This window comes from Lachnospiraceae bacterium JLR.KK002 (genome assembly GCA_036941025.1).
Classification (GTDB): Bacteria; Bacillota; Clostridia; order Lachnospirales; family Lachnospiraceae; genus Petralouisia.
On the sequence record JAYMNP010000001.1, the window covers coordinates 3,300,539 to 3,314,615 of the forward strand.

Below are 14,077 nucleotides of genomic sequence, written 5' to 3' on the forward strand. Positions count from 1 at the left end.
ACAAAATCGCTGCGCGATGGCCTGCCATGGCTGTGGCGCAGCGATTTTGTCCAATTAGGAAGTTATCGCTTTCTGATAATCCAATCGTCATCTTGGGTTTTCCTTTCTGCATAGTAACCGCAAGGCATATCCTTTAAGGTACTAACAGAGTTATCTAAATCAAAAACCCATTTTAAAGACACTAACTTTGCTTCATCTGTTTCGTGTGTTTCCCCGCATAGAAATTGCCACATTCCGTCATCTTCATCATGTGATACATATAGAATAGGTGCCTGACGCTCCAATATATGACAACAGATAATCGTAGCAGTATCGGGTGAATCATAAAAAGGAAATTCCATGTCTGTTACTCCTTTCAAACTTCGATTTATTAGGCGTTTGCGAAACGCCAGAACCCACATAAATACGGGATTCTCTTTGTTACAAAATAAAACAACTCCTCACTGGTCTGTGGTATAATTGAAATGTCCAGTAACAATTATCCATATCCACCAGTAAAGGAGTCGTATCTATATGATAACACATAAACAGCTCTCTTTGGCAGATATTTTTACCGATTGCCAAAATAAATTTGATAACGATAAATATGCGTTTCTTTCCATACTCGATGAAACCATCAACCTTGATGAAATTGTTCCGGTGTCTTTTGTTTCTCATTTTCATGCTGCCACCGGCAGACCCCGCAGGCATCTGCTTTACCCAATGCTGAAGGCTCTGTTACTACAGCTTATCTTCTCAATCCCAACAACATCCCTGCTGATCGTATTCCTGAAATACTCTCAGGAACTGCGGGACTTCTGCGGGTTTGACGTTGTCCCGGACGCCTCTAAATTCACCCGGTTCAAACAGGATTTTTTATCGGACTTACAATCCATGTTCGATCATCTTGTTGACTTGACCGAACCAATCTGCCATTGTATTGATACACAGAAAGCTTCCATGCTTCTCTTTGACACCTCCGGCATTGAGGCATGGGTTACAGAAAACAATCCCAAATATGCCAACCGTATCATCAAACAGCTGAAAGCCTTCAAAAAAGCAAAAGGGATGGACGATTCCTTTGACCCTTATAAAGCCGCCTACGGCTCCATGCCTTCCCATGCTGCCGCCAGTCCAGCCATTCAGCAGATGTACATTAACGGGCATTTCTGTTATGCTTACACCACTTTACAACTTTTTGAAAAATAAAATAACGCACAAGGCACTTTCTAATGTATAATAAGTTTGCACACAAAACTATACGAAAGATGGTGACCTTGTACGTCAGACTTATTATACAACGAAAACAATCTAATTGGTAGACTGTACCATTATTTTTATATTTATTTTAAAACTTTTTCCTTACCAACTATTGAAACCTTGTTCCTGCTGGTGTTATCTATCCTTGCTATGGAGTCAGCAGGTTCCATCCGTTCGCTGTACAGACATTTTTTATCAGGGATTACAGAAAAATCCCTGAATGCATTTTACTATGCATGTTCTTATGCAAAAGCTGATTTTTCCAGATTTATGAATGTCACTGCTGGTATGGCTTTAAAGCTCATACCGGAAAAATTGTCCTCTCAGCCTGTCTTCCTGTGTATTGATGATACAATGATTGCAAAATTCGGCAAAAAATTTGAGGATGCTTCAAAGCTTTTTGACCATGCTGCGCATAATGGCTCTAATTACCTGAATGGACACTGTTTTGTGAGCGTAATGCTCTGTGTCCCTGTATGGAATAAGGACAGGATTCACTATCTGTGCGTACCGCTCGGATATCGCATGTGGCAGAAAAAGGAATCCAAACTGGAACTGGCTGCATCTATGGTGCGGCATGTAATGCCTGTCTTGCGTACAAAGAAAAACGTCGTCCTCCTTTGTGACAGCTGGTATGTAAAAAAGAGCCTTGTTTCTATCGTGGACGAATATGAAAACCTTGACCTTATAGGAAATGCAAGGCTTGATTCCGTCATTTATGATTTGCCGCCACAGCGGACGGGAAAAAGAGGACGTCCTGCAACGCATGGCGACAGGCTCTCCATCCAGGATGATTTTACTCTGTCTGATGAAAAAATTGGAGGCTATTACATGGCTGTGCGCCGTGTCCTTACAAACATTTTTGGCAAAAGGACAGTCTTGGCATATGTTACATCAGCGGACAAGGAAAATGGTGGCAGGCGTTTATATTTCAGCACAGTTTTTCCAGAACAGCTGCAAATATTCTGTGCCTGGCAGGAAAAATCCCCACTGAATCAGACAGGAAGCAGCCGTATGCAGTTTATACCTCTGATGCTTTATGCTTTTCGGTGGAACATCGAAGTTAGTTATTACGAACAGAAAACCTTCTGGTCATTATGCAGCTACATGGTGCGGAGCCGCAAAGGAATAGAAATGCTTGTCAATCTAATCAACATAGCGTATTGTGCAATGAAACTTTTGCCGTATCAGGACAAGACGTTTTCCAAATACCAGACAGAAAGCGTCCAGGAATTTCGTTTCGTACTGAGCGAACAAATTCGCCAGCAGGTATTTTATTCCATTTTCGTGAAAAAAGCCGAAACACACATAAAATCAAAAGCTATCATTAAGGTTTTAAAACAACTGATTCAGCATCAGGGATATTATTTATAAAGTTGTAAAGTGGTGTTATGCTTATAAATTCGGCATTATTACCAACGGACTCGGCATTGTCCGGGATATTTCCTTTTATAACAAGGACTTTCTTGCGGCTCATCCTGACATCATTGTTGGAAAAAAATCTGATTCCCCGGATGAAGATAAGAGTCTTGCCGATTCCAGGGCATTGATTCCCACTTTAAAGGATTTCTTTCGCAAGCATCCGCTTATCAATCCGAAAACTTTTCTGGGAGACGCCGCATTTGATTCCATTGAAATCTACAAATACCTGTTACAGGAAGCTTCCTTTGAGCAGGCTTACATTCCCCTCAACGGCAGAATCTCCCTTCCAAAATCCGACTGCCCGCTGAATAAGGACGGCATCCCCTGCTGCCCCAAAGACCCATCCCTTCCAATGAAACGGGAAGGAAGCAAATCCCATCTCCGCTGCGGACTGCCAACCATGAAGTTTGTATGCCCGAAAATGAAATGGGAGTGGAACAAACTTACAAAGAAATCAAAACGCGTCTGCCACTGTGAAAATCCCTGTACGGAATCCCCCTGCGGCAGGATGTTTTATATTTATCCCGAGAAAAACCTGCGCGCCTATCCCGGTACACTCCGCGGTACGGCCGGATGGGATTCCACCTATAAGATCAGGGTAACTGTTGAGAAATCAATCAACCATTTCAAGGACAGCTTCTGTGTTGCCGGGCGTAAAACGCAGAATGAAAAAACGCTTCATGCTGACCTGCTTCTCGCCGGGATTACCCAGCTTATTACTGTAATGGTGGCTGATAAACTGCACAGGCATGAATATATCCGCAGTTTAAAACCTCTGATTGCATAACCTTACATACCGCATACCATTTCACGGGCAGATATCCTTATCTGCTTTGTTTTCATGTCTTAAAATCCTTGTTATCCACATCCACCTCCTGTAAGTCCGGCTCAACCGGGCCTTTGCCCTATTGGAATCAAGATTTTGAACTTGTTTCGCAATTACCTATTCGATTTATTCTTGCCTTTTCATCAGTCGTTTTTTGAATGCTCTAATCCTCGCACCATAGCGGCTTGAATATAGCAAACCCACCAAAAGCATTCCGACTGCAAATCCCTGTACAATATCCAGTCCAGCCATAACTGTCGGATTATCATAAAGACTTGTTCCTTTAATGATAGTGTAGGCTAATACTAAAAGCATTGCTATCCCATTGCATATCCGTACACGCTTATTGTAGCGTTCCGCTTCTGCGTTTGTATAATCCACTGCCCGCAATACAGTTTCTTTCATTTCTTTATCCATATTCTCGCTTTTCCTTTCTCCGTTTAGAATTTCCCGTAAGTCAACTTCATAATAATCTGATATTTCAATCAAAATATCTAAGTCCGGCATATTGTTGCCATTCTCCCAACGGGATATTGTTCTGTTTGATACATTAAATTTTTCTGCAATCTGTTCTTGGGTAAGTCCTTTTTGCTTACGGAGTTCTTTTAAGAATTTTCCGATTTTTTCTTGGTTCATGCTTTTCCTCCTTTCAGAAAAATCCTATCAAAACTGCCCGATAAAAAACAGGACACAAAGCGAGAAATGCCTTATTTTATTACCCGACAAGGTATGTCTACCGATTCCGATTTGCTGTTGCTTTATTATATATCCGTTTTTCCAAAAATGGAAGTAATTTCTTATACTTCCCGTTCATCAAAACGGAATTTGAACAGGGCAGCGACAAGACGCTGTTTTATGTTGTCCTCGGTGTCCTTGTTGACCTGTCCGTTTTCAAGGGAAACAAGCCGGATTCTTTTGCCATAATGCCGTAAAACCTCGTCAATGGCTTCCGGCTCTCCGCTGGTTGCTCTGACAATAGTTTCATACGGCACAAGTTTAGGATTCCTCATGGAAAAGCACCTCCATTTCTTCATGCAGCATTTGCAAAGCACTGTGTATGTGATGCCACGCCGTACTCCGGCAGCGTCCGTATAGTTCTCCGATTTCCTGCTGTGTGTAACGTCCAAAAAAGTAAAGGTAGATGATTTCCCTCTTTTTCTCCGGCAGAGAGGACAGGGCTTCGGCAAGCTCCCCGCTCGTAAGGATAACCCTCTGACCGCATATCGTAACAGGGTATTGCTTACAAGGGTCTATAAAATATTTATCTGTTGTACTGAATGGGTAAAACTTTTCTTCGGTGAGGTATTCAAAGGATATTTCCCTTTGCCGCCGCTTATCCCTGTCACGCCATGCGTTGATAGCTGCATAGTGTATGACTACTCTGCAAAAGGCATTAAATGTGTATTCGATATGCTCCTTGTATGCTTCTGTGCAAGCCATAAATAATTCCCTCTTTCTCCCACATAGGGCATTGCATAGTTTACAGTTGTATTTTATAATTCAGAGCAATAACCGCACGTAGTCTGTTATGTCTTAAATACCGCAAATAATATTTTGTATAATCCCATAACCAAAAGCAGACTTGAATTTACCAACAAAACAAGGAACAAGTCTTTTACAAAATACCATACTACCCATAATGGAATCCCTACCATATAGGGCAAACAGAGTAACAGTAGTGGCAATATGCCATGCCTTGTAATGTCAAAGAGTATCAGTCTCGTTGTTTGTTTCTTTTTTTTCCATTTTCTTATTGTTGCTATTGGATATACCGCCACTGCAACCAACGCTAAATATGCCCCATTCAGCAATAGGTGTCTTACAATATACGGGCTGCCAGATATATCATATTGTTCTCTGCCCAAAAGAGCAAATATCACATTTTTGCTTATAATATCCGCCAGTTGGTTCGTGACAAGATAATCGTTCATATTGATGAGGAAAATGATTCCTAATCCGCTTTCCGGCAATAGAAACATATTTGACATATAATTCTCAACCAGTCCGGAATGCCCCAATACAGGCTCTGTATATTCCTCCGTCAAAGTCCACCCCATTCCATAATAATAGGGGCTGTCACCATCTACATATACATTGTCATAAAGCATAGCATTTAAACTGTTTTGACTGACGATTCCCATTCCGCCATTTAGATACATTTGCAGATATTTTGCCATATCTGATACACTGGAACTTAAATAACCTGCCGGAACGGTAGACCATGAATATTTATCGGGATAGTCCGGTTCTCCCGCAATCGGAAGTCCAAAATAATTTCGATACCCTGTTATCAATCCGTTTTCTTTGCTTTGTATAAGTGTTGCTGCCGTATGGCTCATACTTAGTGGAGAGAAAATGTTTTTATCCATATACTCTGAATAGCTAATTGCGCTGACTGCTTCTATAATTTCTCCTAACAATCCATAATTGATATTTGCATATTGATGTTGTCCGTAACTTTCTGTTATTTTTGCATTTCCAAAACGCTGATATGTACCTAAACCGCTTGTCTGATTCAAAAGCTGTCTTATAGTAATTCTATCTCCGTCGGACGCATTTATAAAATAGGCAGAGGTATCAATATAATCAGATATTTTTGTGTCTAAATCTACTTTTTCTTCTTCCACAAGCTGCATAACAGCTAATGCTGTAAATGATTTGCTCAAGGAACCTATAATAAAAGGCGTATCTAAATTATCGCAATTTCCATAAGTTTTAGAAAACAGTACCTCTTTATAGTTTACAATGGCTATCGCCATTCCGGGAATATGCAATTCTTTTATTTCTTTTTTTAACCGGCTGTCAATATCGCTATAATTGCTACTTTTTTCATTTGCCAAAACAGGCTTATACCATATAGAAACAACACAAATTAGTGACAGTATTACACAAATAATCTGTCTGATTTTTCGATTCATAAAACCGTTCCCCTCAATTTATTCTGATATACCATTCGCTATCATTTCCCCTCTAATTTTTTTGTCCCCTCAATTAAAATAGTTATTGATAATTCAAAACTATCTTTTATCAACTGTGTATTACCAAATGCGTTATGATTTTCAAGCAATGCAAAGCCCTCTAAAAAACTCCTAAACATTCTGACTAAATGAACACAATTATCTTGTGAAATATTTAGCGACTTAGTTACTTTGAAAAAAATTGTAAACATTTTTGAAGTCACTTCGTTCATCTGTTCATTTTCAAACTGATTGTACCAAAGCATAGTACTAAAAACTCCTTGATTCTCTATTGCATATTCATGGAAAGCGTAGCACATAGCTCTAATCGCATCATATCCAGAAAGTCCTATTACGGCTTCAATAATTCTGTTCTCTAATTCTTTCCAACCATAAAGCATAAGCTGCTGTTTTAGGTCGTCAAACCCGTCAATATGGTTATAAAGCGATGGGGACTTAACACCTAATTGCGCTGCAAGCGTTTTTAAGGATAAGTTTTCTATGCCTATCGTATTTGCCATATATGCGGCTTCTTTGATAACCGATTCTTTATCAATTTTTATTTTGGGCAAAATAAAGCACCTCCTTTTGTTTACTTCGATTTGTATTTTAACAAATCATATTAGTTATGTCAAGATATTAGTAATTGGAAGGGGATTCCGTAGTCGTAGGCATTCGTGGAAAAATCCAAAAGTTTAGATTTTACCACAATGCTTGTCTTTTGGTCTTTGGTTTCTTTGATTCGGAATAGTGTGGTGCTGGCGGTCTATCTCTTGTTTTCGGTTGCTTGCTTCTTTACCATACATGAGCATTTGCGCCCGGATTATCATTTCCGTATCCCTCAAGAAGATTGATGACGCCCCATACGCCCACGCCTGCTCCGATTGCTGTTACGACTGTCTTTAATCCTGTTACCGCTGTTGTAAAAAATGCCATGTTTCTACCTCTTTCTTTCTCAAAAATAATTTTGTCTGGTTTCCGAAAGAGTTTTTCGTGTAAAATGCCCTGCCTTATGCTAAGATAAAGACAGGGCAATCCTTTAGGAAGAACCCTGCGGGCATCCGGCATATTCAGTTTGGCGATTGGCTATGCCGGACGCTTTGTTTTGTCCTTTCCCAAGTACATTCAAAACTCCGTTTCCGTAACTTTTGGACTTTTTGTCCAGAAGTCCTGTTGCTGGTTTACAAGTTCCCTATTCAGTTTTTTCCATATTCAGTTGTCATGCTTCAATCACGCCCGCATCCTCCACCTCATCAATGGTGTCATTGTCCCTGACTCTTGCTTTACACAGGTTTTTCACATATTTTTCGATGTCTAAGGCGTTCTTGTCATCAAAATCGGACAGAAGCCGGTACTGCCTGTGCTTTGTGATGTCAAACTTATTGGAGAAGAATGGTCTAACCCCTCTAAGCTGCATAATACATTTTCCACCATCCATAACCGAAATCTCATCCATCGACATCAATTCTTTGCCACATTGTCAAGTGAAGAATTCATTCTTTTTGCTTTTTCATACACGGAATCTTGTAGATGTTCTATAAATGTGATAAACTGAACGCAGTAACAAATTCGGGATTTGTGGAAGAATTATTACTTGGAGGAAAAATGGCAGGACAACATAATAAAATAGTAAATGTAACAGCCAAGAAAATGCTCGCCCCCGAAGGACTTTTTAGAGTGGGAGTTTCCAGAAATTGGATTGATGATAACGGGTACTTTGTAATACAGATAGAATTTCAGCCTAGTGCCTATGACAAAGGTTCATATTTGAATGTTGGAATTGGTTTTTTATGGGAATCCAGTAAAGCTTTAAATGAAACATTAGCGTTTAACATCGGATATCGTGTAAGTAAAGCGGGATATGTATCATATACAGGTGATGATGCTGCCTTTGCTGAAAAGATGGAACATCTTGCAGAGATTGCCATGGAAAAAGTAAGGGAATATCGTCTGTTTCGTGATATGGATTATGCAAAAGAACAAATGGAAAGCCAGTTAAATAATATACCGGAAAACAGAGTGTTCTGGGAAGTATACGAATTAGCGATGCTTTGCTTTTTGAAAAGAGATTTTGAAGAAGGGAAAGATTACTTTAACCATTTTCTCCAGATACTCAAGGACTCCTTTTATGTAGGAGAACTGTATATCAAATGGCATGAAGAATTATATAATCATTGTATTGAACATCTTTGTCCTGAACTAGAATCGGAAGAAACAGCGTATAAAATGGTATGGGATATGATTGAACGCAGACGAAATTTCTTTTCCAGTAAACCTTCATATAAGAAATTGAAGAAAGAAATTACCTGGATAACGGCATTGAGTTCATAAATTCAAATTGTGAGGATGAATGTGATGCGTGAATTGATGTTGGTTAGGCCATCTAAACTATATGCAGAACAAGTCATGTCATATAAAGAAGAAATGTTACAATGTGGAGATAGTTTTGATGGTTGTGCAGGTCTTGAAGATGTCCAATCATTTGATGAGTGGATTGACTTTGAGAGAAGATTAAGAGAAAAATATAAAAGCGGATATGTTCCATCAGAAGTGTTTTTAGCGGTAAGGCGAAAAGACGATTTTGTTGTTGGTATGATTGATTTTCGACACCCATTATCGGATTTTCTCAAAAATTTTGGGGGTAATATTGGATATAGTGTTCGTCCGTCAGAAAGACGAAAAGGTTATGCGTCTGAAATGCTGGGATTAGTTTTACCTTTTTGCCGTGCGTTTGGAGAAAGCAAGGTTTTAGTAACCTGCGATAAGGGAAATGTAGCTTCGCAAAGGACGATTATTAAAAACGGTGGAGTGATGGAAAATGAAATTGTTGATACAGTGGGATTAAGTAAAAGTGGCATTATTCAAAGATTTTGGATTTCAATATAGTGTCTTTCTCAACCATTTCCAGTTTGACATACTGGGAAATCGCAATTTAAAGGAGAAAATTATGAATATAGAACAATTTTGGAAAGCCGTTCTTGCCCAAGATGAAAGAGAAATTAGAAAATACTTTCATGCAGAAGCCTATGTAAATTGGCATTGCACCAACGAGCATTTTACGGTGGATGAATATATTGTTGCGAATTGTGAGTACCCCGGAGAATGGGACGGACTCGTTGAAAGAGTAGAGATTGTGAATGACTTAATTATTACAGTTGTTCGTATCTATCCCAAAGATAGAAGTATTTCTTTTCATGTGACTTCGTTTATTCAAACAAAAAACGATAAAATTACAGCAATGGACGAATACTATGCCGATGATGGAATGGCACCACAATGGAGATTGGATAAACGCATTGGGACACCTATCAAATAAATCCCAGTTTATTCTGGAAGCCGGAGAATAGAGAACCGGCTTCTTTTTCATGTGCAGGCGGAAAGAAAACCCTTCCCCCGGAAAGAGAGAAGGGCATTGCCGTTATTCTGTTACCGCCGGTATCTCACCGACAAAGTTATAAATGATTTTGATTTCCTGAAATTTCTCCCCGTCAACCTTTTTCACCTCACCCACCAGAATCCGGCTGATAAGGCGGTTCAAGATACCCTCGTCCAGTTCCCGGACTGCGGCGTACTGCCGGATTTCCCGGATAAAGGTGCGGACATCGCTTTCCTGCTCGTTGGAGCGGCGCAGGGAGAGTGCCAGTTCTTTAAGCTGCTTCTGGTTTTCCTCCTGTTCCCGCTCCATTGCCGCCGTCAGCTTCACAAACCGCTGCTCGGACAGGATTCCCTTTGCCTTGTCGGTATACAGGTTCAGGAACATATCGTCAATCTCCCGGTTCCTTGCTTCCAACCGCTCCCGTTCCTTCTCCATCTCCGAAGCGTCCGCCAGATACCGCCGCTCCATGCGGCTGCTAATCCGCTGGTAGAACGATTCCACGTCTTTCAACGCCATTGCCGCAAGTTCCTGAATATCCTTCAATACAAGATTATACAAATCCCTTGCTTCCACCTTATGGCTGGTGCAGGCGTTCTTCCCCAGCCGGTTATACGTCTGGCAGATATAATACGCCTTGTCTATCGGCTCCCGTTCCTCGCCGGTAAAGCGGTTCTTCCCGGTTCTGCCCACTTTCTCATAGCGTACCTGCATGGACTTCCCACAGGTGGCGCAGTAGATAATGCCGTGGAACAGGTTATAGAAGGGGCAGGCGTTCCCCTCCATGATGGGAGGGCGGCGGTCAATGAGTTCCTGCACCTTCTCCCAGTCCTCCGGGCTTATGATAGCTTCATGGCAGCCCTCAAGCACTTCCCATTCCTCACGGGGAATGATGTCATAGGTATTGGAGCGGATTTCCTTCTGGTGTGTCTGGCAGACAAGATGTGCGCCCTTGTAAAATGGGTTCCGCAGGATATGGCTAATCCTTGCGCTCCCCCACGAATAATAATTCACGTCACATTCCGTATTGCTTTTTACCCGTGTGATGGGGATTTTATCCTCCATCAGTTGTTTGGCTATCCGCATACACCCCCAGCCGTTTAAGGCAAGGTCAAAAATTTTACGGATAGTCGGCGCAGTGTCCGGGTCAAGGATAAGATGCCCCTTTTCCTCCGGGTCACGCATCAGACCAAGGGGCGGCTGCCCGCCGCAAAACTTCCCCTGGCGGGAGCGTGTCATTCGTCCAGCCAGCACTTTCTTTGAAATATCCCGGCTGTACATGTCATTCAGGATATTTTTGAACGGCGTAATATCCATCTCCTGACGGGTCAGGCTGTCCACGCCGTCCGTGACCGCAATATACCTTACATTGTGCTTTGGGAAAAAGATTTCGATATAACTGCCCGCTTCAATGTAGTTCCTCCCAAGCCTTGACAGGTCTTTGGTTATCACGCAGCCGACCTTCCCCGCTTCAATGTCGGCAATCAGACGCTTAAACGAAGGGCGGTTGAAATTCCTTCCCGTATACCCGTCATCAACGTAATACTCATACCGGGGCATACCGTTCTTTTCAGCGTAATCCTTCAGCAAAAGCTTCTGGTTCGAGATACTCATGCTCTCATTCTGGCTGCCGTCATCAAGGGAAATCCTGCAATAGAGGGCGGTTATTTTTTGATTCAATAGATGATTTTTCCTGCTCATAGGCTTCTCCTTCTATGAACAGGGACACGATACTATGATAATACCATGCCCCCGCCATTCTTTCAACTGTTTTCTGCAAGATTCCCGGTTTTTCTCCGGTTTCCGTCCTTTAGCTGGCTTGCCGTTTTTGCCATTCCTCAAACCGTTCACAGGTCTGCCGTTCAATAAGCTGCTCAAAGGCTTCCCGCATGGTCTGGCTTCCCGCAAACTCACGGGACACGATAAACTGTACTTTTTTATTTTTCTTCCGGTTCTGCGCCGGATAAACTGTTTGTTTTGCCATAGGCATTTCCCTCCATAAAGATACCCGGAGCGTTTCCGTCCGGGTGTGATAGCGTGGACTGCCGGGCAGGCGGGAGCCTGACAACGGGGGCTGACAACGGACGTTAAAAAACTCCGCACACAAAACCCGGCTTTCCGTTTTCTGTTCTGATTGATTTTCTTTCTATTTTTCCGTTGCTTTCGTTGTCAGGAAAAGAAAAAGCCCGGAAATACGGCATTTGCAGCCTCTCTTCCCGGCAACGGGCCTGACAACGGGAGGGGCAACCAGCCGGCAACCGGCTACGCTTTTCCCCCTTCCAGCCATTCCTTTGGCAGCCCAAGCTGGACGGCCTCCCCTTCGGGCAAAGGCTGGAAACCCGATTTCCCATGCCCTCCGTTGTCAGGCGGCTCCGCCCGTTCCCAGCCCTTCTGCCGGTTATAGGGCGGCGGGAAATGCCGTGGATTCTCAAAGGCTTTCCAGCCCGCCGCATAATTCTTCATGATGGAGTTAATATCACGAATGTCATACTGCTTCGGTTCCTCATAATCCGGGTGTCCCAGCCCTTCATGGTAGATTTGCAGGGAGCAGACCATCTTCCCTCCGTACCCGTCCAAAAAGTTCAGAATCCGGGTGGCGAGGGTGTCCTCCGGCATGAATGACCGCTGGTGTTCTTTCAGATATTTCTCCATTGCCGGGCTTAATTTCAGCTTTACATCCCCCTTCCGGTAAACCTCCATGACCTCCGCCCACATCTGCCCGATATAGGCTCTGGAAGCGGCTTCATCTTCCAGAATGTGAACCTCCGCCGCTTCCGCCTGCACCTGCACCGGCAGGAAACGCCGGTTCCCGGTTCGGTCAAGGGGCAGGAAGTCCAGCGTGTTGGAAGTTCCGGCAAACACGCACTGCCGCTTATGGTCTTTTGGGTGGACTTCATAAGGGGCTTTGTAGGTTTCCTTCTGGCGGCTCAAAAAGGACTTAATATCCTCAATGCTCTTTGCGTTCGCCGTGGCAATCATTTCTGACATTTCAATAATCCAATGCCCTTGCAGTTTCCGGTATACGTTGTCATCGTCCAGCTTCCGCAGGTCATCGGAAAACCACTCATCACGGACAGCAAGGAACCGGAAGAAGGTGGACTTCCCGGCTCCCTGGCCGCCCACCAGACAGAGCATGACCTCAAACTTTGTCCCCGGCTTGAATACCCGTGCCACCGCCCCCAGCATGAACAGCAGGAGGACTTCGTAATTGTAATCGCTCACCTCCGCACCGAGGAAATGGCGCAGGGCATAGCGCACCCGCTCCGTCCCGTCCCATTGCAGGCTGTTCAGGTAATCACGGACAGGGTGATACCGGTATTCATTGGCGGCTACCTTGATAGCCCCCTCAATCCGCTTCTCTGATGTCAGCCCGTAGTGTTCCTCCAAATACAGAACTAAATATTGAATATCCACGTCCGTCAGCCGGTTCCCGTCCCGATACCAGCCAAGGGGCTTCACAATGTCAACCCGGTCAGTCAGGAGGTTGCTGCTGAACGCCCCTCGAAGCAGCGGGTCATGCAAAAACACCGCCCTGTAATTCCCCGGCGTGTTGGCGGTCTGCCCCTTCTGGGTGGTTTCCAGCATCTGCCGGACTTCCCCCACCGTCTTTTCACCGTCCATGCTGTCTATGGCTGTTCCCACGGCTTGCCTGACCTCTGGCGGCAAACTTTGATACCCTCCGCTCAATCCGTTCCACCTCCTTCCCATGCCCCGTGATGACTGCGGCTTTTTCCTCCTTTGTCCCGGTCAGCAGCGTGTCTAAAAGATAACCCACATACTCCCGTTTCTGCATGGCTTCCACAAACAGCGGGTTCCACCCGTCCCCCGGCGATTTCGGCGCATATGCCGTTTCCCACCGCTCCAACAGATGGAGATAATCACTAAGCACCCGGAAGCATTTCCGCTCCGCCTGCAAGAACCGCAGTTCTGCCGACACGCTCCGTCTTGCCGGTTTTGGGGAAGCCCGCCCCCGGCTGTCATAAGAAATGCCAAAATCTGAAGCCAGCTTTTTCGCCGCTTCCAGACCGGGCAGCCCGTAAAGCCTTGCCACAAAGTCAATCACGTCCCCGTCCGCCTGGCAGCCGAAGCAGTGGAACCGCTTATCCACCTTCAAGCTGGGATTCCTGTCATCATGGAACGGGCAGCACGCCATGCCGTTTCTCCCTACCCGGATTCCATAATGCTCCGCCGCCTGCCTTGCCGTTACATTTTCCTTTACTGCTTCAAATACATTCATACCGTCCCTTCCCGGAAATAAAA

The 14,077-nt window shown here is 43.7% G+C and carries 15 protein-coding genes and 3 pseudogenes; 6 read left to right on the forward strand and 12 right to left on the reverse strand.

Annotated features, from left to right (window positions below; translation table 11 throughout):
* Positions 1 to 62: 62 nt before the first annotated feature.
* The gene (locus tag VSQ32_16070; protein ID MEH2944330.1) at positions 63 to 341 is read right to left on the reverse strand and encodes a hypothetical protein; all 279 of its coding nucleotides are present in this window, start codon (positions 339 to 341) and stop codon (positions 63 to 65) included.
* Positions 342 to 513: 172 nt separating this feature from the next.
* Here VSQ32_16070 and VSQ32_16075 point away from each other — a divergent pair.
* The 3 genes and pseudogenes from VSQ32_16075 (at position 514) to VSQ32_16085 (ending at position 3,386) form a co-directional block, all read left to right on the forward strand.
* Positions 514 to 1,161, forward strand: a pseudogene (locus VSQ32_16075) (transposase).
* Positions 1,162 to 1,389: 228 nt separating this feature from the next.
* Positions 1,390 to 2,613: a transposase gene (locus VSQ32_16080; GenBank protein MEH2944331.1), complete on the forward strand. Its 1,224-nt coding sequence runs from the start codon at positions 1,390 to 1,392 to the stop codon at positions 2,611 to 2,613.
* Positions 2,614 to 2,626: 13 nt separating this feature from the next.
* A pseudogene (locus VSQ32_16085) lies at positions 2,627 to 3,386 on the forward strand (ISNCY family transposase).
* 227 nt (positions 3,387 to 3,613) lie between these two features.
* On the opposite strand, the gene VSQ32_16090 reads toward VSQ32_16085, so the two are convergent.
* The 7 genes and pseudogenes from VSQ32_16090 to VSQ32_16120 all read right to left on the reverse strand — a co-directional run bounded on the left by VSQ32_16090 (position 3,614) and on the right by VSQ32_16120 (position 7,882).
* On the reverse strand, positions 3,614 to 4,123 hold the full coding sequence (locus VSQ32_16090) for a helix-turn-helix transcriptional regulator (GenBank protein MEH2944332.1): 510 nt from the start codon (positions 4,121 to 4,123) through the stop codon (positions 3,614 to 3,616).
* Positions 4,124 to 4,284: 161 nt separating this feature from the next.
* Positions 4,285 to 4,497, reverse strand: a complete 213-nt coding sequence (locus VSQ32_16095) for a helix-turn-helix domain-containing protein (protein MEH2944333.1) — start codon at positions 4,495 to 4,497, stop codon at positions 4,285 to 4,287.
* Positions 4,484 to 4,927: a sigma-70 family RNA polymerase sigma factor gene (locus VSQ32_16100; GenBank protein ID MEH2944334.1), complete on the reverse strand. Its 444-nt coding sequence runs from the start codon at positions 4,925 to 4,927 to the stop codon at positions 4,484 to 4,486. The genes VSQ32_16095 and VSQ32_16100 overlap by 14 nt, the downstream gene beginning before the upstream one ends.
* Before the next feature lie 86 nt (positions 4,928 to 5,013).
* Positions 5,014 to 6,405 carry a serine hydrolase domain-containing protein gene (locus tag VSQ32_16105; GenBank protein ID MEH2944335.1) on the reverse strand — a complete coding sequence of 464 codons (1,392 nt, stop codon included), beginning with the start codon at positions 6,403 to 6,405 and terminating at the stop codon, positions 5,014 to 5,016.
* A gap of 41 nt (positions 6,406 to 6,446) precedes the next feature.
* Positions 6,447 to 7,016 carry a WHG domain-containing protein gene (locus tag VSQ32_16110; GenBank protein MEH2944336.1) on the reverse strand — a complete coding sequence of 190 codons (570 nt, stop codon included), beginning with the start codon at positions 7,014 to 7,016 and terminating at the stop codon, positions 6,447 to 6,449.
* A 235-nt stretch (positions 7,017 to 7,251) separates the two neighbouring features.
* Positions 7,252 to 7,380, reverse strand: a pseudogene (locus VSQ32_16115) (Maff2 family protein).
* A gap of 283 nt (positions 7,381 to 7,663) precedes the next feature.
* Positions 7,664 to 7,882, reverse strand: coding sequence for a TraG family protein (locus VSQ32_16120; GenBank protein ID MEH2944337.1), 219 nt, complete (start codon positions 7,880 to 7,882; stop codon positions 7,664 to 7,666).
* A 167-nt stretch (positions 7,883 to 8,049) separates the two neighbouring features.
* Here VSQ32_16120 and VSQ32_16125 point away from each other — a divergent pair, with 167 nt between their 5' ends.
* The 3 genes from VSQ32_16125 (at position 8,050) to VSQ32_16135 (ending at position 9,760) form a co-directional block, all read left to right on the forward strand.
* Positions 8,050 to 8,775, forward strand: a complete 726-nt coding sequence (locus VSQ32_16125; GenBank protein ID MEH2944338.1) for a hypothetical protein — start codon at positions 8,050 to 8,052, stop codon at positions 8,773 to 8,775.
* A 24-nt stretch (positions 8,776 to 8,799) separates the two neighbouring features.
* Complete coding sequence (locus tag VSQ32_16130) at positions 8,800 to 9,330, forward strand: GNAT family N-acetyltransferase (GenBank protein ID MEH2944339.1); 531 nt, start codon at positions 8,800 to 8,802, stop codon at positions 9,328 to 9,330.
* A 61-nt stretch (positions 9,331 to 9,391) separates the two neighbouring features.
* Complete coding sequence (locus VSQ32_16135; protein MEH2944340.1) at positions 9,392 to 9,760, forward strand: nuclear transport factor 2 family protein; 369 nt, start codon at positions 9,392 to 9,394, stop codon at positions 9,758 to 9,760.
* A gap of 102 nt (positions 9,761 to 9,862) precedes the next feature.
* On the opposite strand, the gene VSQ32_16140 is transcribed toward VSQ32_16135, so the two are convergent.
* The 4 genes from VSQ32_16140 to VSQ32_16155 all read right to left on the reverse strand — a co-directional run bounded on the left by VSQ32_16140 (position 9,863) and on the right by VSQ32_16155 (position 14,054).
* A complete protein-coding gene (locus tag VSQ32_16140; GenBank protein ID MEH2944341.1) occupies positions 9,863 to 11,518 on the reverse strand; it encodes a recombinase family protein in 1,656 nt (551 codons plus the stop codon).
* A gap of 109 nt (positions 11,519 to 11,627) precedes the next feature.
* Positions 11,628 to 11,801 carry a hypothetical protein gene (locus VSQ32_16145; GenBank protein ID MEH2944342.1) on the reverse strand — a complete coding sequence of 58 codons (174 nt, stop codon included), beginning with the start codon at positions 11,799 to 11,801 and terminating at the stop codon, positions 11,628 to 11,630.
* A 278-nt stretch (positions 11,802 to 12,079) separates the two neighbouring features.
* Positions 12,080 to 13,438, reverse strand: coding sequence for a virulence-associated E family protein (locus VSQ32_16150; protein MEH2944343.1), 1,359 nt, complete (start codon positions 13,436 to 13,438; stop codon positions 12,080 to 12,082).
* The gene (locus VSQ32_16155) at positions 13,428 to 14,054 is read right to left on the reverse strand and encodes a CHC2 zinc finger domain-containing protein (protein MEH2944344.1); all 627 of its coding nucleotides are present in this window, start codon (positions 14,052 to 14,054) and stop codon (positions 13,428 to 13,430) included. Before VSQ32_16155 ends, VSQ32_16150 begins: the two co-directional genes overlap by 11 nt.
* Positions 14,055 to 14,077: the final 23 nt, after the last annotated feature.